Here is a 23,896-nt window from a genome sequence, read left to right on the forward strand (position 1 = left end):
ATGGCTCATGTCAGACAGCAAATTCTCGACAAAATCCGAGGCAGATTGCAGGTGGTGGCAACTGCTACCAAGGGTGTCGTGTCTCCTATGCGCTCAACGGCGGTACCGGAAGAGGAACTGCCGTCCTTCACCGTGCTTTATACCAGTGATCAAACCTCGCCCGATGGTGTGGTTTACGATGATACTACCGGGGATGAGCGTACACGCCTCAATCACCGGCTGACAATCAATGTGGTCATTCACTTCAAAGGCCGCAAAGACCCCGCACGTGAGTTTGATCAGCTGGCAGCGGCTGTAGAAACAGCCCTGCCGCCGTCGACTCTGGATGGGCTGGTCATTGATATGATTTTGACATCGACCGACCATTTTATTGATGCGGGTACTGCGCAGAGTTTAGGCGCAGGGCGCATGGTGTTTGATGTGATGTATCGCACCTATGCTGGTTTACCGGAAACGCCTGCCTAATTCGCTTTCTACCACTTCCATTCATTCCCCTATAACATCAGGAGAAAAGTCCATGGCTTTAGGTCGTGAGCTTGTGATCAAACGTCAAATGACGCCGGATAGTTTCGTGTCCGTCTGTGTGACGGAAGCGCGATCACTTGAAATCAACAATGAAGAAATCGATATCACCAAGCCAAGCTGTACCGATCCCGGCAGTAAGCTGCTGTTGTCGTTGATGTATGGTATTCAGCGTATCAATGTGCAGATCGATGGTGCATTTGTCGGCAATGCGGCCTCTAAGGCCATGATCGGTGATACGGTCAGTCAGATTGTGACGCCCTATCAGATCGTCGTGCCTGGCGTTGGCACCTTTGAGGCCGATTTCCTGATCTCGCTCACATTCTCGGGTGATAAAACCAATGAGCTGCAATGTCAGGGGCGTATGTCTGCCACCGGCACTGTCGGCTTCACACCGTTTGAGGCACCGTGATGGATGGTTTGCCAAATCCACTACGTGGTGAAGCAGCCTGTCAGATCGGTGACACTGATCTGGTGTTGGTGGTTGAGTTTGGCCGGCTGGCAACGCTCTGCGAGGTTGCCGGTTGTGATACGATGGATCTGCTCTATACCCGCCTTATTGGTTTCCACCCTAAAACTGTTATGGCTGCCATTCGTGTTCTGACCATTCATCCGGATGGTGACAAGTCCGCTCGGGAACAGGCTCATAAAGCTATATCAGAACTGAGCGGTGCCGATGAAACGGCGTTCCGTAAAGCGATCACGGCAGCACTCACCGGTCATATCAATGCCGGTAAAGTCCAGCGCGGTGAGGCTGATCATATCGGCCAGCTGGAAAAAGCGGTTGAGAAGTCTCAATCGGGAAACGTACAGAGCCCCTCGTAATTACTGATCAGATACAACAAATGCTCGCTCTTGCGACGGGGGGATTGGGCTGGTCACCTGAGACATTCTGGCGATCGACATGGCTTGAGCTTGAAGCGGCCATCGAGGGGCGCACCGGTAAACGATCAAAAGACATTATCACCCATGAGCGGGCGGCAGAAATTGCCCGCCATCATCCCCCCACGAAATCGATCCGATAGGTTGTATCATGTCCCGCAATGACATCATGGCGTTCATTGGCGCCAATGCCCGTGGTTTCCATGATGCCATGAGCCGTGTTCGCTCGGATACCAAGGCAACTGCCAGTAGTTCCCAGCGCGAATTCTCGCAATTATCTGCAGGTCTCAACCGCTCTATGTCGCTTGTTAAAGGCGCATTGGCTGGTCTTGGTATCGGTCTGTCCATTCAGGGCGTTAAGCAGATTGTCTCTGATATCGGCAATATCGAGACGGCAGCAAAGCGAGCAGGTCTGACGATCAAATCTTTCCAGCAGATGAAATATGTTGCTGAAACCAACCGCATTGAGGTTGGGGCTATGGCCGATGCATTTCGTGAGTTAAGCCTACGAGCCAATGAGTATGCCCAGACCGGTAAAGGCTCAGGTGCAGAAGCTTTTGCCCAGCTTGGTATGTCACCTGAGGAGGTCAAAAAACGGCTCAAAGATCCGGCAGATTTTATGCTGGAAATTATCGATCGTACCCGCCGCCTCAAAGATACCGCTGCTGGTATTCGTATTTTTGATGAGATCATGGGTGGGCAGGGTGGTGAGCAATTCGTGTCTCTGATCGATCAGGGGCGCGATAAGCTGACTGAGACAATCAAAGAGGGAGAAGAGCTAGGCCGTGTTCTCTCTGAAGATGTAGTCAAAGCAGCCGCTGATGTTGACCGAAAATTCCAGGATATTTCTAATACGGTGTCAGGCTCTTTGAAAGGCGCAATTGTCAATGCTTATCAGGCATTGCAGGTGTTCGTTTCTTCATTCAGCGCTATGGAAGAGCGCAGCTCCGAGGCTTTACGTGCCAACCAGCAGCAATTGCAAACACGCCGTAAGCAGCTTGAAGGGCAGAAAGGGACTTGGGAGGACACGGGGTTAAGTTGGATCGGCAAAGATGCCACAACCGAAATGGTTGAGGTGGATAAACAGCTCAAAACGATCAATGATGAGCTGGAGCGTCGCAACAAGCTGACCTCAATCACCAATCCCAATATCCCTCCAGCGGTTACACCCTATGTTTTGCCATCAGATACCAAGACCAAAGGCGGCGGGTCACGCGCTGCGAAAATTACTGATGCTGAGCGTGAGAGAAAAGCGATTGATGAGCTTATAAAATCACTCGAGGAAGAGCTGAAACTTGTCGGTCTTTCTGATGAGGCGCGGGATAAAGAAATTGCACTACGTAAGGCTGGTGCCAGTGCCACCGATGAACAACGTGATCAGATCACTTCTTTGATTGAAGCGCGTTATCGTGAGCAAAAGGCAGTTGAGGCTGTTGAAGAGCAACTGCGTCGCAATGCAGATGCTGCTCTCGATCTGGCTGACATCTCCATGAGTATGATCGACACGATCATTGACGGTTCGTTCAATGCCAAAGATGCCTTGGCAGGACTTTTACGCCAAATGGCACAAGCTTTACTCATGGGGCAAGGGCCGCTCGCCAATCTATTTGGAATGACGGCACAGTCATCGGGCCTTGGTGGCTTGTTTGGCATGATGTTTGGTGGGCCACGTGCTGCTGGCGGTAGTGTGACGCCGGGCAATCTCTATCAGGTCAATGAAAAAGGCCAGGAGTTCTTTTCGCCTGGTTCTCACGGGCGGATCATTCCTCATGATGAGGCCGGAGGAGGCGGTGGTTTTTCCTTCGCTCCGGTCTATCAGATTGATGCACGCGGTGCAGATCAGGCAGCGGTATCCAGATTAGAGGCTGGCCTTGCAAAAACCAACCGTGAAATGGAAAGCCGCATTATTTCCACTATGCGTAAAGCACAAAAATCCAATGTGAGGTTCTAAATGGCTATTACATCTCCATTGGATATTCTTACGAACTTTCCGGGCTGGTGTACTGAGTTTGATCTCTTTTATCGTCAAGAGTTTAGTCGTACTGCCGGTGGAACGACCATAGTCAAAGATATGGGAACTCCTCTATGGAAAGCTTCATTTCAAACTGTAAGTTTGCCTGTTAATGAGCTGGATATTTGGCGGGCACGATTGAAGGCATTGGATGGCAGTGTTGGCTTGTTTTGGGGAAGGCCTATGAGCCGATGTTATCCGATAGCTTATCCGAACAGTGCAGGAATAGGTGATGTTTCAGGCGTTGCGATTGATAGTATCGGTGCAGACAATAAATCTCTGACATTACATAAATTACCGGTATGGCATTCAATCTCTGCCGGGGACTATCTGCAGATTGGTACAAAATTATACCAAGTGCTTGAGAGTGCGGTTGCTAACCCTACAGGTACAACGACAAACTTTGAAGTTCGACCGCATCTGGCACCTGGCACAGCGGTCGGCAACGCTGTTGTGCTGGTTCGGCCATCAGTGCCGATGATCATCGTTCCTGGTACTTTATCGACAACTGCTGATGCTCGAACTGGTCAGGGCAGTATTAATTTTCAGGCAATTGAGTGTCGTTAAGTCGACTTGGCTTTTTTGATCACATTTTTGGATTTAACTTTATTTGCCTGTGCTGGTGTTGAAATATCTGCCTGCGCAAGACGTTCATTCTTTAGGCGGAGTGTTTTTGCAACTCTTTTTGCATACTCGCTCTCATTGATGGCGGTAGCGATCTTGTGTGTTGTCTCAGCTCTAGTTTCAGCGATTGAAACCGAAGGCTTCTTGTTAGACTGTTTTAAAAGGGATGCCTGAATCGGATGGCTCATAAAATCTCTCCTGTGCTATTGCATGAAATATTTACTTAGGGACGATGCCTGGATAATCCTCCACCAATTCTTTTCAGAATACTGCCAAGCTTGGTCGCATCCTTCATTTCTTCAGCTAACTTTTTGCGTTCGATGAATAGTCGTTTTTCATTAGCTGTAATTTGATGAAAATGATGTAATTGTGTTTTTTCAAGTGAAGGTGAAATACCTTTCGTCGGTTTTATCGTTCTATTCATTGCGTTTCTTCCCTTATTAATTAAAAATAGGTGTGAAATTTAGATTTGATAAAATGTGTTTTAGGTCACACAACTTTTTAAATATTTCCAATTTTGCGTTGGAGAATATAAGTAAACATGCTTTCTTTTTGATATTATTATATATTATGCAATTGTGTTTTATTTGTATGCGTTAATTAAATATTAATTCATATGGCGGTTTCGGAAGGCTTTTGAACCTAAATAATCTAATCAATTATATTATTTTTCGTTGTTATTTGTGCAAATTTTCTAGGAAAAAGACATGCGATACATATCAGCAGAGAACCAGCTTGCGCTTGAACAGCGCAGGCTGGTTGCGCGTGACTTTGTCTGGTTTGTGGCTAAGCGGCGCGATACCGGTACTTCGGTCACTGAAGGCTTGTGGTCTGATGTGTTCAATGTCGAGGCTGAAGTCGTTGAGCCTGATACCGGTATCACGCAAACGCGCACGTTCTATGGTGCCGGTAGTCTGGTTGGGATTAGTGACATTCCATTGGTTGCAAATCTGTCGGTACAAAATGCCACTATTCAAGCCTCGCAGATCCACACGGAAATCGAACGGATTGTACGTGACTATGATTGCCAGCAGGCACGGGTAGAAATCTATCGCGGGTTGTTTGATCCGGACACACGATTGATGGTGGCACCTGCCGTTGCCCGTTTCATGGGCTTTGTTGATACGATCGATGTCACCACGCCTTCCGAGAATGAGGAAGGCTCTGTCACTTTCACCTGTGCCAGTCACACGCAGGAAGTGACACGCTCTAATGCAGAGACGCGCAGTGCCGCTTATCAGAAAGTCCGTGATCCGAATGACGGTTTTTATGATGACAGTGCCACGGTCACTGAATGGGAAGTGTGGTGGGGCTCGGTCAAAGGATCGGTGCCAACGCAGAAGAAACGCAAAAAGTTTTTAGGGATTTTCTGATGATCCGGCATGCAACTGCTTCAGACAAAATGGCCTGCCTGAACTTGCTGCGAGAAAGCCATAAGGTTGCGGGTTTCACTTTCCCATTTAGTGCATCCCATGCCTCTGCTTTATTTGATTATCATCATACCAGCCCGCAGGCTTGTGTTCTGGTCATTGGTGATCAGCCGGATGGGCTGCTGATGGCAGGATGGTTTGAGCATCCCTTTGGTGCTGGCCGCTATGCTAAGGAAACCGTTTGGTATGTCGCCCCACAAGCGCGTGGGCGGGGTGCTATCAAGATGCTTGATTCCTATGAGAGATGGGCGCGTGAACAAAACTGCAGTGCCGTCGGTATGGCGGCACTCTCGACCAATGATGTTTCAGCGCTTTATCTGCGCCGCGGCTATCAGCCCGCAGAGACGCATTTTATCAAAAACTTACGTTAAAGCTCGTTTTGAACCATAGCTTTGATTTTTCAGCCTTTTCAAAGTGATCCAGCCTGTGTGTTTTGATCCACCATTCCGCAGCTTCCATCAGCATTTCAGGGTCATCATTCTTGTTGGCAAAAAACGCATAGAAGGAAAGCCCGACTTTGGTGCCTTTCTCGGCGATTTTGCGATCACAAACCTCAATAATTTTTAGTTTTAAGCTCTGGCGCAACTGCGTTCCTTTCATGGGTGAGGAAGAGAATACGCTTTAACGTGTTCTGACCTCATAATTCAATCAAGAGATTATACATGGCTCTTTTTACTGCTATCGCCAGCGCGGTAACGGCTGTCGGCGCGTGGGTTGGTAGTCTTGGGATTATCGGCAGTGCCTTGCTCAAGACGGCTGTTGGTATTGGTTTGAACGTGCTGGCGCAGTCGCTGGCTGGTAAACCAAAAGACCCGACATTCTCCATCAATACGACCATTCAGGGTGGGGGCGATGTTCCGCGCTCGATCCTGCTGGGTAAAACTGCGACTGCCGGTTCTCTCGTTTGGGTAAACACATGGGGGCAGGATGGGGATAGCAAGAACGCTTATCTCACACAGGTCATTGCTCTCTCTGATTTTCCAGTTGAAGCGTTAACTGGCGTGATGGTCAACAGTGAGAAGGTTGATCTGACCGGCAGCAATACCGGCTGGGGGCATTCTGTTGCGCAGTACCGTAAAGACGGGCGCGATAATCTCTGGATCAAGTTCTATGATGGTACGCAAACTGCCGCTGATACATTCCTTACCGGCACTTGCTCCAATCATCAACGGCAATGGTCAAGCAACCGTGTTGGCCGTGGTGTTGCCTATGTGATTGTCACGGCGCTTGTCTCGAAGAATATGTTCTCCGGTATTCCCTCGTTTAAGTTCGAGGTCGATGGCGCAAGGCTTTACGATATCACCAAGGATAGCAGTGCTGGCGGCAATGGCTCACAGCGTTGGTCTGATCCGGCGACTTGGGGCGGTGATGGTGATCATCTGCCTGCCGTCCAAGCCTATAATGTTCTGCGTGAGATCCGCTATGGCAATAAATGGCTCTATGGATTGCAGGGTGTAACCGGATCGCGTCTGCCTGCTGCGAGCTGGATAAAGCAGATCAATAAATGTCGCCAGCAAGTGCAGGGCGCATATGGTTTTGAGCCAATGTATCGCTCTGGTGGGGAACTACCAGTCGATGCGCCAATTGCCACAGCTCTTGAGACTATTCTGACCGCCTGTCAGGGGCGTATCAGTGAGGTTGGCGGCACTTATGCAATCCACATTGGTGCGCCGGATGCACCGGTAATAGATTTTACCGATGATGATATTCTCTCAACGGAAGAGCAGACCTTCACGCCGTTCTTTGGGTTGGCTGATAGTGTTAATGGCATCAGCGCTACATATCCTTCTCCAATCAATGGTTGGGTGACAATCACAGCACCACCACTCTATCGCACTGATCTGGAGGCCAGACACGGCAATCGCCGGTTGATGTCTGATGTGCCTTTGGATTTTGTGCCCTATCCGGAGCAGGTGCAGCGGTTGATGAAGTCTGCTCTTCTGGAAGCACAGCGGGCGCGTCGTCATACTCTGGTTCTGCCGCCACGCTTTTGGGCGTTCTGCACTCCGGGCGAATATGTTGTCTGGTCATCGGTACGTAATGGTTATCAGGCCAAGATGTTTCGCATTGACGGGGTGTCTGACAAGGGCAATCTGGATGTGCTGGTGGATATTACGGAAGTGGATCCATCAGATTATGCATGGGATAGCAGCTCCGAATTCCGGCCACCGGTTGATGGTGCAGTTGGTATCATCCGTCCTGAACCAATGCCGATCATTAGCTTTGGCGCTTTGCCAGCGGTTGCACAGGATAGCAATGGCAACAATCGGCGCTGCGGTATCAGGCTGCTCTGGGATGGCGCGGTCAATGCCGTTGATTATGTCCAGTATGAGCTGCGTAAAACCGAAACGCTGGAAACGATCTATATTGGCCGTACCGAGGAGGTGCCACGTGCATCACTGATCATAGCGCCTGGCATGTTGTTACTGCCAAACCAGTCCTATCAGGTGCGGGCGCGATACGGCACCTATGATGGCAATACGGAATTCATCTGGGCTGATTGGATTGGGGTTATCACCGATGATATCCGGCTCGGTCCATTGGATATTTACGCGATCAATATTGAACAGCTCAACAAAGATATCAGTGATGTTCTGTCAGGGGTGGGTGAAACAGATCGCTATGTTCAGGAGGAACTCGACCGCATCGGAGCGCTGGCTGCAGAGCAAGAGGCTGGCAATGCCGATATGTTCAAGCTGTTGCGTGAAGAGGCTGCAGTCACGGCCGGTAACATCAGGGCAGGCTATACAAGGCTGATTGCCGTTTCCATCGGTCCGAATAGCGCTATTGCAACGCGTATCGAAACGCTGGAAGCCAAAGTTGACAATGACGTTGCCAAAGCCGTCTCTATGCTCACCAGCCGGATTGATACGGTTGATGGCCTTGTTACAGCGCAGTCTGAATCCATCACGCAGTTGACGGCTGATGTCGGTAATTTCTCTGCCGATGGTCTGATCCGCATTACCAGTGAGGCCACAAGCGGCAGCGCCTTATCGCGCATTGCCTTCAGCAGCTTTGTTGAAGCTATGGGGCAGACTGCACGCGCCGCCATGTGGCTGGAAGCCTTCGCCGGTGCCGGTGGTGAGCTATTCAGCCGGATGATTATGAATGCCGATCAGTGGATTGTCACCAATGGCGTGGATAGCGTTTCGCCTATGACCTTCATCAACGGGCGGCTGACTTTGCAGGTGGCCAGTATCGGTGAGGTTGAATCCGGCCTGTTGCGCTCACCGGATGGGAAATTTGTGATCAATCTGGCTGAAGGCTATTTGAGGATATCCCGATAATGGATGCAGAAATCTTTATGGATGCAGATAAGCTGGTAGTGGCCAAAGAGGGGTTTGATGCGTCAAATCCCTCGCTGCCAGAGGGCAATAAGCTGTTTGATAGTGATTGGTTGTTTTCCGGTACGATTGTTGAGGCTGGTCTGCATATTGATAATGCGGATTATCGACGTGATAAACGCCCCAAGAGATATATCGCATGGAATGAACCAACCAATTGGTCAAACGTACAGGTTATCAACTTTACACCGCTGCCCTATGTGCCGACGGTTTTATTGATACCGCTGTCCGACAGCCGGTACTGGTACGATCACGGCATGGTCTTGCTCGGTGCTGATAAGCGTAACCGTAATTTTGGTGGTGACTATTATCGCACTGGTGAGATTACCGTGAGCAATAGTCAGATATTTATCCCGCGTTGTTATGCGAAGGCGGGCAAATATCATTTCCGCGACGACTTTATGTATCTGATTATGGCGATGTGAGATGGCAGGTAAAATTGTAATCGGAAACAATAATGGTGAGCACGGCATTTTTGTTGCTCAGGCAGGCAAGACCGTAGAGCAGGGTGCGCCCTATCTGATGTCGTCCCTTGGCGACATGCTTAAAATCTGGGCTCAAGGCTCTGTTTCATCAACCGCGACAAGGCAGTCGGAAGGGCTGTGGCGGCACGATATCACTGTGAACTTTCCGGAGCTGCCTTACATTCCGCTGGCGTTCATGGGCTTTAAGACCTCAAGCAATGAGCCGTTTCAGTTCCCGCCGGATCTCTATACCCTCATGACATGGAATGGTGCCACGCTTGGTGATCTGATGCCGGCTATTGGAATTGCACATAATAAGTTGGTTTTTGCTGGTTGGACTGAGCAGCAATATGCTTATTTCAATTACACAGTATTTTTGCTCAAAATCAGGGATAAGTTCTGATGCAGGGCTGTGTGTTGATCAAGAAAGGACCGGACTATAAGTTCCGTGTCTCAAAGACCGGAAAGTCGGTTGATAGCGCTGATCTGAATGATTTTATCATTCATGAAAAGCTTGGCACGGCTGCGCCCTATATCACGGGCTCTGTGCAGGTTCCGGCCAATAGCAATGTCTATATTCCGTTTGGTCGTACCTATGCTCAACCGGCACTCATTCTGCTCAAGCCCCAAAATGTTGTGGCTTACCAAACGCAATTTGAAGCCCGTATTCAGGGCGATATGGCCTCGATGCGGATTTACAATCACACCGGTACATCCCGCTATGTGACCTATTACGTCTATTGGAATTCCATAGGCGGCTGATCGCTCCATTCACACAACACTCGTTTTAATAATCCGCATGGTGCGGAAAGGAGAAAGCATGTCTGCTCCACAGGCAATTCCCACAATTCATCCGCAAGCAGAGCTGCAGGAGACGGCGTTTATGTCGGGCATTCTCCGGCAGCGCAATCTGATGCTGGCCTCAGAGAATATCGAATTAAAAGAACGGATCAAAACACTCGAAGCAACCGAAAAGACGCTTCAGTCCCAGATCGAACATTTTCAAGCGCAACTGGCAGAACATGGGGAGCATGGTAATGGCGATCAGGCCTGATTGGACTTCTGGCACACTGACACTCGTGGCCGGTTCTAAGGATTTTACAACAACTGGTTCAGCGCTTGAGACAGCGGCATTACAGGTCGGTGATGCGATTATCACCGTGAGTGGATATGTACTCATCATTGAGGCTATCACCGGTCAGAACAGCGGTACGCTCTATGCTGAGTGTCCTATGGCCGCTGCGGGGAGCGATCAGCCTCTGCGCATACGCTATCAGCCGGATGGCAGCCGCGTACAGGGTGCCATGCGTATGGTCAGGGAATTGCTGACATCCGGCAATCTTGAAGCCTTTGCAGCTCTTGCCGGTGAAGAGGATGCAGTGCCGGTCTTTGTCGGGCCAGGTGTTATCAAGCTGGTTCCTAAATCCGAATTCGGACCAGATGATACTAAGAGCAATCTGGCTGCAGTTGCTCAGTTGGATAGTATCGCAAATCTCACCGAACTGGCATTGCTGGCAAAGGCCAATGAGCAGTTTGTTGTGATGGATGCTAATGGCAAGATTGCGATTGTACCGTTCAAACAATTCACGGATGAAATTGCCAAGAAATTCCAGTTACCTGAAGGTGGCAGTGAACAGCAGCTGATAAGCGGCACCGGTGGTTTGATTGAGCCTGCAACTCTGCCGGTATCGACTGCTACTCAGGATGCGCTGGATTTAAAGGCCACGACTGCTCTGGTGGGATCTAAATCTTCGTACAACTGGATCATTAATGGCGATTTTACCATTAATCAGCGTGGTGGTGGGAAAAAGCCAGCCAATGGTGTCTATGGTTTCGACCGTTGGAAAGGCCATGCAAACGGTATTGAGCAGATTGTTGAGGCTCTGCCTGCTGGTGAATACACACTAACGTGGTCAGGCGGTGGAAATGGTACGTTCGGAGGGCAGACACAAGCATCACCGATTAAGGCAACAGTGTCAGGTGGAAACACCTCTGTGGTTGTGCCCCAAACTGCAACAATGATTTCTGTCGTGTCGGGTGATCTAACCACGAAAGACCCGTGGTCTGCGCGTCATAAGCAACAAGAGCAACTTCTGTGCGACAGGTATTATCAAACAGCTCCAGAAGTATGGATGGGGATGATTTCTACCTCGGCATACAGAAGGTCAACGGTGATGTTTAGGACGATTATGCGCGCAAGCCCAACGTGCAAAGGGGATTTAAACGAAACATCGGTTGCATTGTTTTTTCAGAACATCTCTGAGAAGGGGGCAATTCTGGCAATTGATAGTAATATTGGTACTCAAATGAACGTTTTAGCTAGAAACATAACATTTGATGCGGAGATTTAAAATGATTGAAAGCGCAAAATATTCGAGCGGTGGTTTAGTCATTGCCACGATCAACGGTCAAGTTATGACCATACCCGATGATATGGAAAACCGACACCGCGCAATGATTGCCGATTGGGAAGCAGCAGGCAATGCGATTGAGCCTTATCTGCTAGAACCAGAAGCTCCGGCCGTAATTTCCATTCCTGCTGTCACCTTGTGGGAGCGTATGACTGAGGCGGAAGGTGAGCAGGTTGAGGCTGTTATGCAGACACAGCCGTTTCGTATTCGGCAGATTTTTACGACGGCACAGACATACCGTTCTGATCATGAGCTGTGGTCATTGCTTCAACAGGTCGCCACTGAGTTGTTTGGCGTACAGCGTGCCGGTGAGTTGCTCGCTCAATCTTAAAATATCACGACAACAAGCTGATATTATGTGCTGCTTTTAAGCGGCTTTTTCTTAGGGAAATTGAAAATGGATAAAACCGTGCCAGCTGGCGCGGCGATCCTGCTTGACTTCATTCGTAAGATTGAAGTCGGGCGGACTGATCGCGCGTCTTATGATGTCATCTATGGTCAGAACCAAAATAAGCTGAAAAAACAGATTACGGCCATGACGATTGGTGAGTTGGTTGATGAGCAGGCCAGCTTTACCAAGCGTTTTAAATCCTCTGCGTCGGGTGGTTATCAGTTTATGCGGAAAACTCTCCAGGATTTATCGCGGGAGCTGCGTTTGTCCGGCAAGCAGATGTTTGATCCCGATCTTCAGGATCGCCTTGGCTGCCACCTGCTGAAACGCCGTGGCTATGAAGAATTTATGGCAGGCAAAATCACCATGACTGAGTTTGCTAAGCGGTTGGCGATGGAATGGGCATCATTTCCTGTTCTGGCGGCAACTAAGGGGCAGCATCAACACCTCAAGCGCGGCCAGTCCTATTATGATGGTGATGCGCTTAATAAGGCTCTGGTGAAGCCGGAAGACATTGAGGCTATTTTGTGTAAGGCCAAAGGTGCGGGAAACGGCTTGCCCGTGCCTGTACCTGAAAGGCCGGGAGTGGAAAGCCTGCCGTCTGAACCTGAAAAGCCTAAGCCGGTCTGGAAATCAAAGCGGGCATGGTTGTGGAGCTATATTGGCACTATGTCGCCTGCAGCGCTCATGGGGGCTTTCGATTGGAGGGTGCAGATGGTGATTGTTCTCAGCATCATTGGCATCTCAATCTATTCCATCCTCACCATGAAACAGGTGAAAGACAAAATCATCGAACTGTTTGAGGGGCTCTGATGTTGGGGCGGCTAAAAATCATTGCTGCCTTGCTGCTGGTGGGGGCTGTGGCGCTCACCGGTGCTATTCAGTTAGGCAAGTACAAACAGCGCCAAGAAGGCGCAATTCAGCAATTACAGAGTGATATCCACGCTGAGCGGGAGAGGGTGAAAGACGATGCGAAAACACGCAATCTTTCGGACTATGATTTTTGCATTCAGTCTCTTCACCGTCGCGGGGTGCAGTCCACAGACTGTGAGCAACTGCGCGGGTTGGCGCAAGAATGATCTTTCAGCGGTTGGGCTAGTAGCCCTGACAAAAATTGACCGGCAAGCTGCTGAGCGAGTGGAAGGTAATGATCAAAATGGAAACCGGCAGGGGTGCTGGTGATGGCGATGGATCCAAAGGCAAATCCGGCACACCGTTTTAATGAGCTGCCTGATGAAACGCAGGAGTTTCTTTCTCAGCTCCGTGAGGATGACATCGAAACGCTGAAAGATGGTCTTCGCTTGGTCATTGCGATGCGCACGGTCGGGGGGCTTATGAAATGGATGATCGTTGCCATCGTTGGTACATTTATCGGTGCGGTAATGCTGTACGAGAATATTTGGAAGGTACTTATTTGGATTAATCCATCGAAATGACAGCTTTACATGCATTAAAACTTATGTCTTCATCGTATTATTCTGTATTTATAAGTGATTTCTATTTATTTATTATATGTGAACATTTAAATATACTTAAATTAAATTCTGTATTTCAATTATAATGATGATTTTTAAATGCGTGCAATAAAAATTTACATTCCAATATTTTTTCGGACATGATCCGTAAGTATTTTAAGATATGCTTGTGTATGGTAGTCAAGGTTGGCGAATCTGCAAATGTTTAACTAAAATTTAAAAAGAGGTTTGTGTGACTCTTCATAACTTTCAATCGTCGGAAGAGCATTTAGTTTCCGTAATTGTGCCTATTTTTGAGGTGGAAAATTATTGTGAAAATTGCTTGTCGTCGATTTTACAGCAAACCTATAGAAACATTGAAGTAATTTGCGTTAATGACGCAACAATGGATAATTCCATAACGATTATAAAAAAAGTCATGGCTACTGACCATAGAGTTAAATTAATTCATAATGATGTAAATAGAGGACTTGGTGGAGCAAGGAATGCTGGAATCGCGCATGCCAAGGGAGAGTATATATATTTTGTAGACAGTGATGACTGGATAGAGCCAGATACGATATCGACCCTTGTACAACTCATTCAAGATTCTGGTAGTGAATGGTCTATGATTGCTCCGGTAATTGAGGAGCAAGTAAAAATTTTTCAGGCCCCTTTTATTTCGTATGAAGCGAGAGCAAAGGCCTTAATGGGGGTTGTTGACTACAGCGACAATAGTAAGTTTATTACTGACGTTTATCCTTCAGCTTGGTTGTCTATGCGTACTAAAAGTTTGATTGATCGAATTGGGGCTGAGTTTCCAGAAAATCGTTTGTATGAAGATCATCAATTCCACTATGCGTGTGGTTTTGCAACGCAAAAATTAGCCTATTCAGACCGGCATCTTTATCATTATAGAAGTAACCGTGATGGTCAGATAACTAGAGATTCAAGTCTACGTAACTTGGAAATTTTTGATGTAATTGACAATTTAAAAATTATATTCGGTAAAAATCTAAGTAAGATTGATTTTAATTGTGTTTACAAAAAAATAATAGTTCGATTAACCCTAGAAAGAGCTCACGTCATAGAGAAAGGTAGTCTTGTCGAGAGTAAATTTTATGATAAAGCAAATTTATATTTAAAGGATTTTTCGGATCAGGAAATAATTGATGTTCGTCCGTATTGGGCCGATGAGGAGTGGGTGAAATACATTTTAGAAAGAATGCATTCTACTCATAGTGCCTATAATGTTTATTTATTAAATAAAAAAATAGTAAATAAAATTAAGGTTAGAATTAATAAAATTATACCAAGTTCATTGAAAAGATTGTTGGGTTATAGGCGTAGCAGAATATCCAATGAAGTTAATGAATTGCTTCAACCTGAGCTGGATAATTTAAAGCGTATGATTGATCTTGGAAATAAGAAGATTGATATAATTAATGATAAGCTTAAATCTGATTGTAAGCAAAAAATACATGAGTATTAAGATTATGAAAAATATTAAATCGAAGCACTTAGTGTTTTATGATTGGTTTATTGATCCGAGAGCTGGAGGTCCAACTGGTTATCTTGCTAATCTCAGGATGGGGCTAGATAGAACAGAAGAGCTCGATAATATTGATGTTTTTATCGAGAGAATGCCCAAGCCAAGTGGGTATTCCCATGCCGCTGTTGGTTCTCATACAGTTCAAGAGCTTAAGAAGCTCATTGACTATTATAAAAACATCGACGCTATTAAATTAGATGCAGTAAAATCCAAGAAAATATTATCACATAATGCCCAGTCCATTCATGTTCATACTGCTGTTGAGGCGGTTAGATTGATTAATCACCGTAAGGAGTTTGGCGGCGGGCCTATTTTTTTCACGAGTCACTGCCCTGAATCTAGTGGAAAAGAAGTAGCTGATGTTTGGCGGGATAGAGGGTATCCCTCAGAGCAGACAAATGATCTTGAAAATGCTGCAAGGGTCATTGAAGCTATAGCTTTTAGATATTCAGACGCTTGGATTTTTCCAAGTAAAGAAGCTATGGAGCCTTATTATTTAACAGTTCCTCAATTTGCGGAATGGGAGCGTGATAAAGATGTTCGCTTCATAGAGACGGGCGCTATGGAGATTAAATCGTCCCTTAGTAGGGAGGAGGCTCGAAATAAATGGGGCTTAAATGGAAAGAGAGTAATAGCCTTTATTGGGCGGCACAATGAGGTTAAGGGGTATGATCTGCTCAAATCGGTTGGGTTAGGCTTATTGGAAAAGCATGATGATGTAATAGTTTTGGTTGGAGGGAAGTTGGATGGTATGCCTCCTGTAAAGCATGAACGTTGGATTGAAATTGGATGGTATCCTCATCCTGCTGATTTGTTGAATGCTTGTGATCTCTATGTTCTTCCAAATCGAATGACCTACTTTGATCTTATTTTATTAGAGGCGCTATCTGTTGGGGTTCCAATATTGGCGTCTAATACTGGGGGAAATAAATCGGTCTATAGTACCACAAATGGGGCTATTGAATTATTTGAGCCAAATCATATTGCGTTTTCTAATGCTATCGAAGCTGTTCTTTGGGACGATGAGAAATTATTAGCGATGCGTAATAGGTCTAGAGAATCTTATTTGCAAAATTATACACCAACGCATTTTGGATCAAATTACAAGAAATTGATCAAAAATATATATATTGACTATAATATTTCATCTTTCAGTAATTTAAATAAAAAAAACCTACTTCAGGTTCGTAAATAATTATAATAGTCCCATTGTTGTATGATAGCGATGGGACTATTTTAGTTTCTTTATAAGTATAATTAATATATTGTATAGAGAAAATTTTATTGTAATAAAATTTAGATTATCATTTGAATGATTATTCAGAGTGTCTGTATATGTTTGTTTTATATTATTATAGTGCTGGGTTGTCAGCTGATATGTTTATAGCCAAAGTTGAATTGAGGTGAGTTGGATAGTTATAAAGGGGAGGTACGGAAATATCAGCTTATTGTATTATCATTCTCAGTTTGTAGAAGGCGTGGTTCAAAACGATCAGGTCATTAACCGGCACTTTGCCGCGTACTTTGGTCGGAGGAAAGTGGCTCAATCGCCGATCATCGAAACTTGTCAAGTCAGAGCGTACCATCACTATCTCCAAACTGTTACAGGTAGTCAAATATAGACGCTTCGATGTGCAATTGTTTTATGTGTGTGTGACCTAGTGCAAGAAACTCGATATAGGATTTCAGTACTTTTATTGTAATTTTGATTATATTTCTCAAGGTTTATTTTGAGAATTGTGTTTTATTTTTTAATATTAAATTATTTAAAAGTAGACTAAATTCATCATGATTAATTTTGTAAATAAAAAGTTAGTAGGTGAGTGTTCGTATTTATTGTAAATGCCACTGGTAATTTATAAAATGCTTATATTTTCGTTGTTTATGTATGCACATTTGCGTAAGTGCTTGTTCATAAAAAACAATTTTGCGGTAGTAACTTAAGGGTGATTCATGTGTTTCGATGATTATGATGTCGTTATCGTTGGTGCAGGTTTTTTTGGAGCCACTATTGCCGAACGTGTTGCTAATGATCTTGGTAAGCGTGTATTGGTTATGGATAAGCGATCTCATATCGGTGGAAATGCGTATTCAGAGACGTGCCCTGAGACCGGCGTAGAAGTTCATAAGTACGGAGCGCATCTTTTTCATACGCCTAATAGTCTGGTTTGGGATTATTTAAACAAATTCACTTCATTTACAGATTATAAGCATCGAGTTTTTACTAGTTTTAAACAGCAAGTATATATGATGCCTATAAATCTTGGTACTATTTGCCAGTTTTTTAATAAACAGTTGAGCCCGGATGAAGCAAGGGCGTTGATCGCTGAACAAGCTGCTGAATTAGGTGGTAAAGCGCCGCAGAATCTAGAGGAAAAAGCAATTTCTCTAATCGGGCGCCCACTATATGAGACATTTATTCGCGGCTATACAGCAAAGCAATGGCAGACTGACCCTAAAGAGTTGCCTGAAAGCATTATAACTCGTTTACCTGTTCGCTATAATTTTGATAATCGTTATTTTAATGATGCTTATGAAGGGTTGCCAGTAGATGGGTATACAGCGATTTTTGAGCGTATGCTCAAAAATGATCTGATTGATATTAAACTTGGTGTCGATTATTTTGATGTTCGGAGTAATATTTCTAAAGAAAAGCTTGTAATTTATACAGGTCCAATTGATAGATATTTTAATTATGCCGCCGGTGAACTTAAGTGGAGAACTATTGATTTTGAACCTGAGGTTCTTAATTTAGGCGACTATCAGGGTACTTCAGTTATGAATTATGCGGATGAAGATGTTCCTTTTACTCGTATTCTCGAGTTCCGTCATTTTAATCCTGAGCGGAACTATCAGACTGAAAAAACAATTATTGTACGTGAATATTCTCGCTTTGCTGAGCGTAAAGACGAGCCTTATTATCCGGTTAATACCAACGACGACAAGCGTGTCTATTTAGACTATAAAGCTATGACCGACAAAGAAAGTAATGTTATTTTCGGCGGCCGTTTGGGTACTTATCGATATTTGGATATGCATCAAGCCATTGGTGCTGCTTTGAAAACTTATGATGTTGAAGTGAAAAAATTTTTTACAACTTAGATTCATAGCGCCGTTAGGTTTCTGATGATTAATAATATATTGCAGAATGTTGTACTACCTGCTTCGGAACATGCCGATCGAGTTTCCCTTTATTGTCGTTGGCCATCGGGAAATATTGCGCTGGCGAATGCAAAAGGGGAACTCAATCTCACTGCAGGAAGTGTTGTTGACTTTACGACATTCTTTAATGCTTTCAGTCATCGGAAGTGGCATGAAGCTACTGGCATAGAGCATGTTTGTCTCCACGTTTGTGGCAGAGGGGCTGTAAGAGTATTAATAAGTTCTTACAGCGCAACTGCTGCCGCTATACGAGTTTCTGAATATGAGGGAGAACTTAATGCTAGTGGTATTGAGGTATCTGTACCATCTCTTAGTCAGATAAGTGGAGAGATGCTCTCTTTTTTGGTCATTGCGCTTGAGAATTCGGTGATCGAGAGTGTAACATGGGTTACCTCTGAAAATGCTAAGCGCGATATTCGTTTGGCAGCAGTAATTACTACATTTCAGCGTGAAACTGAAATTTTTGCAGCAATGGAGAAATTTTCATCTAAGATTATACCGCGGTATAAGAATAGCATACATTTGTTTGTTGTTGATAATGGCTCTACTCTTAATGTCGAAAATACTGAATACTTGACGATTGTTAGTAACAAAAATCTGGGTGGTGCGGGTGGATTTACGCGAGGCTTTATCGAGGTTAAAAAACGTCAAGGTTATACCCACGTATTATTCATGGATGATGATGCATCTTGTGAGCCTGAAAGTGTTTGGCGTGCGAAAACTTTTTTGGCATATTTGAATGATGAGAGAGCTTCTGTAGCCGGAGCAATGCTATATACAGACATGCCTTCTATTCAATACGAAAAAGGTGCGTTAATGCGGTTGAATGGCTCTGGTAAAGCCGTATGGCATGCTGAGCATTCGGGTTGGGATTTGTCAGATATTGCCTGTGTAGCAGCAAATGATTTACCTGGAAATTTGAATTATGGTGGTTGGTGGTTCTTTGCATTTCCAATTAATGCAGTGAAGCATCTACCGTTCCCATTTTTTGTTCGGGGAGATGATGTAGATTTCAGTCTTTCAAATAAGTTACCGATTGTGACATTGAATGGCATCGCGACATGGTGTGAAAATTTTGGGTATAAATTAAATCCTCCAACTGAGTACTTAGCATCTAGGAGTTGGATGGCTTTATCATTCATGCATGCTGATAGCGGTGCTAATAAAGCAACTTTTAATTTACTGCTACGCAATGCCTATAAAATGGGAATGAGATTTGACTATGCAGGTATGCACGCTGTTTTAGATGGGGTGGAGCACGCACTGCTAGGGCCGCAGTTTTTTGCTGATAAGCCTTCTCCTATTGATGTTCTCACAAATCAAAAGAAGCGAAACAAGTTAGTAAAATTAACTTCTGATCAATTTAAGTATCTCGTGCCAATATCATGGAGAAAAAAACGTCAAAAACGTTTAGTTTTGGTGTTGAGTGTTGGGGGGGCTTTTTTACCACAACGTATGGTTCAGTCAGTAATTATGCATGCTAAAATTGCATGGGAGGCTGGTACGTGGACGTTAATACGTGTAGGAGCTGTTGCTTTCGGAGTTGGGTCGGAGGTTTATGTATATAAGCGAGATTCAAAAGAATTAAGATCTGGATTAAAACGAATCTTAAAATTAAAAATTCAATATCTAAGGCAGCGAAGAGTTGTAAAATTAAATTATCAAAATAATAGCGCCAAATATAAAACTAGAGAATATTGGGAGAATGTTCTTGATGTTCGGAGCGACGATAAGTAATGATTGATAAAGATAAAATAGCCATTGTAATGCTGGCGTGTCGCGATTACGAAGCGATGGAACTAGCTCTCGCTTGTCATACCGCTTATGGCGATCCCGATGTGCATTTTTATATTTTGCAAAACTGTCGCGGCAATTACGACGCTGAACGAACTTTGGATGTAGCGAAACGTTACCAAAAGCTATTTCCTAATATGGTTCGCGTAGTTGATAATATAGAGCCTCAAGCACCATATTATTCTATATCACAGCTATTAGAATCTGAACTTTTTGAAGAATATGAATATATTTGCAAAGTCGATGACGATGCATTTCCAATCAATGAAGGGTGGCTTGACAAACTGGTGCAGTGTTGGGTGGCTTCTGACCGTATGTATGGTGCAAAGTTAGCTTATGTTACCCCTCTGATTAATAATAATAATTGGGGTTTTGCGGAGCTTATCAATGATTTAGGTCTGACAGATGAATATTTTAGCAAAATTGCTAGAGAGCATTATGCTGGCGTAGACACTGCATTTAGCCGCAAAAGACTACTTCCTGCTACTGAATTGGGAACTGGTGTTGATGGTACCGTGTGGGGGCTTCCTTATTTGGCACGATGGATTCATCAGCATACTACACTTCAACCACAACGCTTTATTGAGGCTGTTGCAGGGCAGGCCTATAAAGAGGTGCCATCTCAAGAACGTTATTCTATTGGCTGTATTCTGTTTAAAAAAGATTTTTGGTCTACGATTAACGATGGCGGTTCGGATGATGAACATATGATGCATATGTATTGTCGTCAGAATAATTTAATTATTGTTTGTGACAAATCTGTACCATTTGCGCATATCGCTTACTTTACTCAACGCGAAGAAAATCGCGACATTGTTGAATCGGCTAAAGAGGTGTATCAGCAAAGATTGGGCATACCTTTTCCAATTGGTTTGAGGCAGTCTCGTCTACTCGAAATTGAAGCAAGATTACGCTGGATTGAAAATAAATCAAATACAAGCGCTGATCCTAATGCAGCAAATAATAATTCTGCACAATTTCCAGTTGTGCATGGTTTTACAAAAAAAATGAAAATGATTTTTTATATTCTTGGATTGAGAAACAGGCCCCCAAGATAAATAATTCTATTATTTTTAATTTTATAGAAATCACGGTAATCATATGATTGACCGTGATTTTTATGTTTAGTTTATTTTGTATTTTATATATTAGGGGCTATCGATGAAGGCATAGGGAATTGATCTGGAAGTAATCTTGTAATCTTGCATTTATCAATAAGTGATGAAGCGTTATATGTTTATTAAGCGCTTAAATATGGATGGAGTAAATGGGAGTAGATACTAAGCTCTGCAGGGGAGCGGTGGTTAATTGCTTCTATATATAATTGTATGGTTTAGCTCTTCTAAATCCAGTAATAGACCTTAGATTATTTGATGATGATTCAAATTTAGAATAATGATTCTGGCTAGTATGTTAGGTTTGTTTGTATGAGTCGAAAAAATCCACTTATGGATGCGGTTGTAGTTACCTACAATCGTTTGGATAAATTGAAAAACTGTATTGCTGCAATTAACGCTCAATCAGTTGCAGTTCGATTTATACATGTTGTGGATAATAACTCGTCAGATGGAACCAAAGAATGGTTATTGGAGAATGCGGAACGATTGAACATAATACCCCACATTCTTGATTATAATGGAGGGGGAGCTGGGGGCTTTAATGTAGGAATTAAAGCAGCCTATAATGCAGGGGCTGATTGGACATGGGTTATGGATGATGACGTTTATCCAAAACTTGATTGTTTGAAGGCTTTAGTCGAGAGTTCATTTTTCCATTCACATACGCAGGGAACTCGAGAGATTGGGTTTCTAGCAAGTCGTGTTGAATGGGTAGATGGCTCTATTTGCTTGATGAATATTCCAGTTTTAAACTGGCCACCTAATGCGTCATTTCATGAGGCTAAATCGAGCTTACCACTTACTTCTAGCTCTTTCGTCTCATGCTTTATTAGTCGTGTTGGGGTGGAGCGTGTTGGATTGCCGGTAAAAGAGTTTTTTATTTGGTGCGATGATACTGAATATACGCGTCGGCTTTCCAAGAATTTTGATTGTTACTATCTGGATGATAGCGTTGTCATACACGACACGCCCAGCAATAATCTTCCAGACTATTCTCAAGTGACACATCAAAATTTGTGGAAGTATAAGTGTGAAATCAGAAATGTTGCAGCGATTGAGGCTGTCGCAAGCGGAAAATCCAAAAAGATACGTGCTTTGCGCCAGGTGTTGAAGAATTCCAAAAAAGCTTATCGTGCTACCCGTGATTTTAAGATTTTTAAGGCGCTTCTGCTTAGTGGAATAAGGGGTGCTTTTTGGGATTACAAAAAGCATATTGAGCATGTCTGAGTGTTTTGAGGCTTCACGAAAACATTTTTTTACAAATAAAAATGCTTTAATTATTCTAGAAGTGGTGAGGGTTTGAGCCCCAAAATATTGAAAAAAATCAATATGCCTAATAGAGGGTGAGGGGCGTTAAAGCCCTTATAATTTATGAGTTTTTTGACCACGGGCGAGCCTTCAACTCCCAGGCTTCGCCTGTTGATACAGCTGAAATAGCTCATTTATTTTTCCTTGTTTTTATCGCGTGACCTGCCACTGAACTTTCATCCAACGGCGATTAGAGCCTCGGCGGTTTTGACTACGCCAATTGGCGTGTTGGTAGCAACCGGCGGAAACGCCAAGCTTTCATCTTGCGCAGCGTTGGAGCCGGTTGCGGCGATGGATCCAGCATAGTCTGCCGGGGTTTGGTATCCCAGCGACGAGTGTGGCCGGAAATTGTTGTAATCGTCGGCCCATTGGGCGATGGCGCTGCGGGCGTGATCGAGGCCAAAGAACAGGCTTTCGTTGAGCAATTCGTCGCGCATCCGACCGTTGAAGGATTCAACATAGCCGTTCTGCATAGGCTTTCCTGGCGCGATATAGTGCCACTCAACCTTGTGATCCTTCGACCAGGCCAGGATGGCATTCGAGGTGAGTTCCGTGCCGTTATCGGAGACAATCATTCCGGGCTTGCCGCGTCGTTCGATCAGCGTCGTCAGTTCTCGGGCGACACGGCGGCCGGAGATTGAGGTGTCCGGGATTGCTGCCAGGCATTCCCGTGTCACATCATCAACGATATTGAGGATCCGGAACCGTCTCCCGCATGCAAACTGGTCGTGCACGAAATCGAGAGACCAACGGGCATTTGCTTTCGCCTCGACCAGGATCGGCGCACGCGTGCCGACGGCCCTTCGTCGAGCCTTCCGCTTGCGAACCGAAAGCCCTTCCTCGCGATACAGCCGATAGATGCGGTTGACGCCGGATGGCTCTCCGTCCCGCCTGAGCAGGACGAACAGCCGTCGGTAGCCGAAGCGCCGTCGCTCGTTGGCGAGATCGCGCAACTTTGCTCGCAATTCGACCTCCGGCGGTCGGCAGGACCGATAGCGGATCATCTTGCGATCAGCCGAAACAATCTGGCAGGCCCGCCGCTCCGAAAGACCCATTATGTCCTTCAGATGTGCAACGGCGTCACGCTTGGCGGCAGGCCCTACCATTTTTTTGCGAGAAGCTCGCGGAGTGCGGCGGCATCGAGCATCTGCTCGGCCAACAGCTTCTTAAGCTTGGCGTTCTCTTCTTCGAGTGCCTTCAGGCGCTTCGCCTCGGACACCTCCATACCGCCGTATTTGGCTTTCCAGTTATAAAATGTTGCGTCCGAAATCCCATACTTGCGGCACAGGTCGGCCACCTTCATGCCTGCCTCCTGCTCCTTCAGCACCGCAATAATCTGCTCTTCCGTAAATCGCTGCTTCTTCATTCGTCCGTCCTTTATCGGGCCGGACTCTAATCCATTCTGGAGGAAATTCTCAGTGGCAGGTCA

General features: G+C 45.2%; 28 protein-coding genes. 24 read left to right on the plus strand and 4 right to left on the minus strand.

Features of this window, described 5'->3' with window-relative positions; all coding sequences use genetic code 11:
• From QUF18_RS12585 to QUF18_RS12610, 6 genes are read left to right on the plus strand one after another with little or no spacing between them, the layout of a single operon-like run.
• On the plus strand, positions 1-465 hold the full coding sequence (locus tag QUF18_RS12585) for a gp17 family tail completion protein (protein WP_289387492.1): 465 nt from the start codon (positions 1-3) through the stop codon (positions 463-465).
• 52 nt (positions 466-517) lie between these two features.
• The gene (locus QUF18_RS12590) at positions 518-934 is read left to right on the plus strand and encodes a phage tail tube protein (RefSeq protein WP_289387494.1); all 417 of its coding nucleotides are present in this window, start codon (positions 518-520) and stop codon (positions 932-934) included.
• Positions 934-1,347, plus strand: a complete 414-nt coding sequence (locus QUF18_RS12595; RefSeq protein ID WP_289387495.1) for a hypothetical protein — start codon at positions 934-936, stop codon at positions 1,345-1,347. The genes QUF18_RS12590 and QUF18_RS12595 overlap by 1 nt, the downstream gene beginning before the upstream one ends.
• A gap of 20 nt (positions 1,348-1,367) precedes the next feature.
• Positions 1,368-1,547 (plus strand): phage tail assembly chaperone, encoded by a 180-nt coding sequence (locus QUF18_RS12600; protein ID WP_289387496.1) that lies wholly within the window; start codon positions 1,368-1,370, stop codon positions 1,545-1,547.
• 8 nt (positions 1,548-1,555) lie between these two features.
• A complete protein-coding gene (locus QUF18_RS12605; protein ID WP_289387498.1) occupies positions 1,556-3,355 on the plus strand; it encodes a hypothetical protein in 1,800 nt (599 codons plus the stop codon).
• Complete coding sequence (locus QUF18_RS12610; RefSeq protein ID WP_289387500.1) at positions 3,356-3,982, plus strand: hypothetical protein; 627 nt, start codon at positions 3,356-3,358, stop codon at positions 3,980-3,982.
• On the opposite strand, the gene QUF18_RS12615 is transcribed toward QUF18_RS12610, so the two are convergent.
• Together QUF18_RS12615 and QUF18_RS12620 are read right to left on the minus strand one after the other, a co-directional pair.
• Complete coding sequence (locus QUF18_RS12615) at positions 3,979-4,227, minus strand: hypothetical protein (protein ID WP_289387501.1); 249 nt, start codon at positions 4,225-4,227, stop codon at positions 3,979-3,981. The genes QUF18_RS12610 and QUF18_RS12615 overlap by 4 nt on opposite strands.
• Before the next feature lie 35 nt (positions 4,228-4,262).
• Complete coding sequence (locus QUF18_RS12620; protein ID WP_289387502.1) at positions 4,263-4,463, minus strand: hypothetical protein; 201 nt, start codon at positions 4,461-4,463, stop codon at positions 4,263-4,265.
• A 283-nt stretch (positions 4,464-4,746) separates the two neighbouring features.
• Between QUF18_RS12620 and QUF18_RS12625 the strand changes: the two genes are divergently transcribed.
• Positions 4,747-5,412, plus strand: coding sequence for a hypothetical protein (locus QUF18_RS12625; protein WP_289387503.1), 666 nt, complete (start codon positions 4,747-4,749; stop codon positions 5,410-5,412).
• Entirely contained in the window at positions 5,412-5,840 is a 429-nt protein-coding gene (locus QUF18_RS12630) for a GNAT family N-acetyltransferase (RefSeq protein ID WP_289387504.1), read from the plus strand. Before QUF18_RS12625 ends, QUF18_RS12630 begins: the two co-directional genes overlap by 1 nt.
• Here QUF18_RS12630 and QUF18_RS12635 read toward each other — a convergent pair.
• Positions 5,824-6,054 carry a DUF6500 family protein gene (locus tag QUF18_RS12635; RefSeq protein WP_289387505.1) on the minus strand — a complete coding sequence of 77 codons (231 nt, stop codon included), beginning with the start codon at positions 6,052-6,054 and terminating at the stop codon, positions 5,824-5,826. The genes QUF18_RS12630 and QUF18_RS12635 overlap by 17 nt on opposite strands.
• 77 nt (positions 6,055-6,131) lie before the next feature.
• On the opposite strand from QUF18_RS12635, the gene QUF18_RS12640 reads away from it, so the two are divergent.
• The 16 genes from QUF18_RS12640 (at position 6,132) to QUF18_RS12715 (ending at position 22,386) form a co-directional block, all read left to right on the plus strand.
• A complete protein-coding gene (locus QUF18_RS12640; protein ID WP_289387506.1) occupies positions 6,132-8,756 on the plus strand; it encodes a phage tail protein in 2,625 nt (874 codons plus the stop codon).
• On the plus strand, positions 8,756-9,238 hold the full coding sequence (locus QUF18_RS12645; RefSeq protein ID WP_289387507.1) for a hypothetical protein: 483 nt from the start codon (positions 8,756-8,758) through the stop codon (positions 9,236-9,238). The genes QUF18_RS12640 and QUF18_RS12645 overlap by 1 nt, the downstream gene beginning before the upstream one ends.
• A gap of 1 nt (position 9,239) precedes the next feature.
• On the plus strand, positions 9,240-9,680 hold the full coding sequence (locus tag QUF18_RS12650; RefSeq protein ID WP_289387508.1) for a hypothetical protein: 441 nt from the start codon (positions 9,240-9,242) through the stop codon (positions 9,678-9,680).
• A gap of 14 nt (positions 9,681-9,694) precedes the next feature.
• Entirely contained in the window at positions 9,695-10,039 is a 345-nt protein-coding gene (locus QUF18_RS12655) for a hypothetical protein (RefSeq protein WP_289387509.1), read from the plus strand.
• A gap of 58 nt (positions 10,040-10,097) precedes the next feature.
• Positions 10,098-10,331, plus strand: a complete 234-nt coding sequence (locus QUF18_RS12660; protein WP_289387510.1) for a hypothetical protein — start codon at positions 10,098-10,100, stop codon at positions 10,329-10,331.
• Positions 10,315-11,628, plus strand: a complete 1,314-nt coding sequence (locus QUF18_RS12665) for a hypothetical protein (RefSeq protein ID WP_289387511.1) — start codon at positions 10,315-10,317, stop codon at positions 11,626-11,628. Before QUF18_RS12660 ends, QUF18_RS12665 begins: the two co-directional genes overlap by 17 nt.
• Before the next feature lies 1 nt (position 11,629).
• Positions 11,630-12,019 carry a hypothetical protein gene (locus QUF18_RS12670; protein WP_289387512.1) on the plus strand — a complete coding sequence of 130 codons (390 nt, stop codon included), beginning with the start codon at positions 11,630-11,632 and terminating at the stop codon, positions 12,017-12,019.
• Between the two features lie 66 nt (positions 12,020-12,085).
• Positions 12,086-12,892 (plus strand): lysozyme family protein, encoded by an 807-nt coding sequence (locus tag QUF18_RS12675; RefSeq protein ID WP_289387513.1) that lies wholly within the window; start codon positions 12,086-12,088, stop codon positions 12,890-12,892.
• Complete coding sequence (locus tag QUF18_RS12680) at positions 12,892-13,158, plus strand: hypothetical protein (RefSeq protein WP_289387514.1); 267 nt, start codon at positions 12,892-12,894, stop codon at positions 13,156-13,158. The genes QUF18_RS12675 and QUF18_RS12680 overlap by 1 nt, the downstream gene beginning before the upstream one ends.
• A 102-nt stretch (positions 13,159-13,260) precedes the next feature.
• The gene (locus QUF18_RS12685) at positions 13,261-13,515 is read left to right on the plus strand and encodes a hypothetical protein (RefSeq protein WP_289387515.1); all 255 of its coding nucleotides are present in this window, start codon (positions 13,261-13,263) and stop codon (positions 13,513-13,515) included.
• Between the two features lie 271 nt (positions 13,516-13,786).
• Positions 13,787-15,025 carry a glycosyltransferase family 2 protein gene (locus QUF18_RS12690; protein WP_289387516.1) on the plus strand — a complete coding sequence of 413 codons (1,239 nt, stop codon included), beginning with the start codon at positions 13,787-13,789 and terminating at the stop codon, positions 15,023-15,025.
• Entirely contained in the window at positions 15,015-16,280 is a 1,266-nt protein-coding gene (locus QUF18_RS12695; protein ID WP_289387517.1) for a glycosyltransferase family 4 protein, read from the plus strand. The genes QUF18_RS12690 and QUF18_RS12695 overlap by 11 nt, the downstream gene beginning before the upstream one ends.
• Positions 16,281-17,038: 758 nt before the next feature.
• A complete protein-coding gene (gene glf / locus QUF18_RS12700; RefSeq protein ID WP_289387519.1) occupies positions 17,039-18,187 on the plus strand; it encodes a UDP-galactopyranose mutase in 1,149 nt (382 codons plus the stop codon).
• 24 nt (positions 18,188-18,211) lie between these two features.
• Positions 18,212-19,984 (plus strand): glycosyltransferase, encoded by a 1,773-nt coding sequence (locus QUF18_RS12705; RefSeq protein WP_289387521.1) that lies wholly within the window; start codon positions 18,212-18,214, stop codon positions 19,982-19,984.
• Positions 19,984-21,099 carry a hypothetical protein gene (locus tag QUF18_RS12710; RefSeq protein ID WP_289387522.1) on the plus strand — a complete coding sequence of 372 codons (1,116 nt, stop codon included), beginning with the start codon at positions 19,984-19,986 and terminating at the stop codon, positions 21,097-21,099. Before QUF18_RS12705 ends, QUF18_RS12710 begins: the two co-directional genes overlap by 1 nt.
• 369 nt (positions 21,100-21,468) lie before the next feature.
• On the plus strand, positions 21,469-22,386 hold the full coding sequence (locus tag QUF18_RS12715) for a glycosyltransferase family 2 protein (RefSeq protein WP_289387524.1): 918 nt from the start codon (positions 21,469-21,471) through the stop codon (positions 22,384-22,386).
• Positions 22,387-22,643: 257 nt separating this feature from the next.
• On the opposite strand, the gene QUF18_RS12720 is transcribed toward QUF18_RS12715, so the two are convergent.
• A protein-coding gene (locus QUF18_RS12720; protein ID WP_289386482.1) for an IS3 family transposase occupies positions 22,644-23,833 on the minus strand; the annotation gives its coding sequence in 2 pieces (ribosomal slippage) (positions 22,644-23,581 and positions 23,581-23,833; 1,191 coding nt in all).
• Between the last annotated feature and the right edge of the window lie 63 nt (positions 23,834-23,896).

Source organism: Pseudochrobactrum kiredjianiae, assembly GCF_030362795.1.
GTDB classification, from domain to species: domain Bacteria; phylum Pseudomonadota; class Alphaproteobacteria; order Rhizobiales; family Rhizobiaceae; genus Pseudochrobactrum; species Pseudochrobactrum kiredjianiae.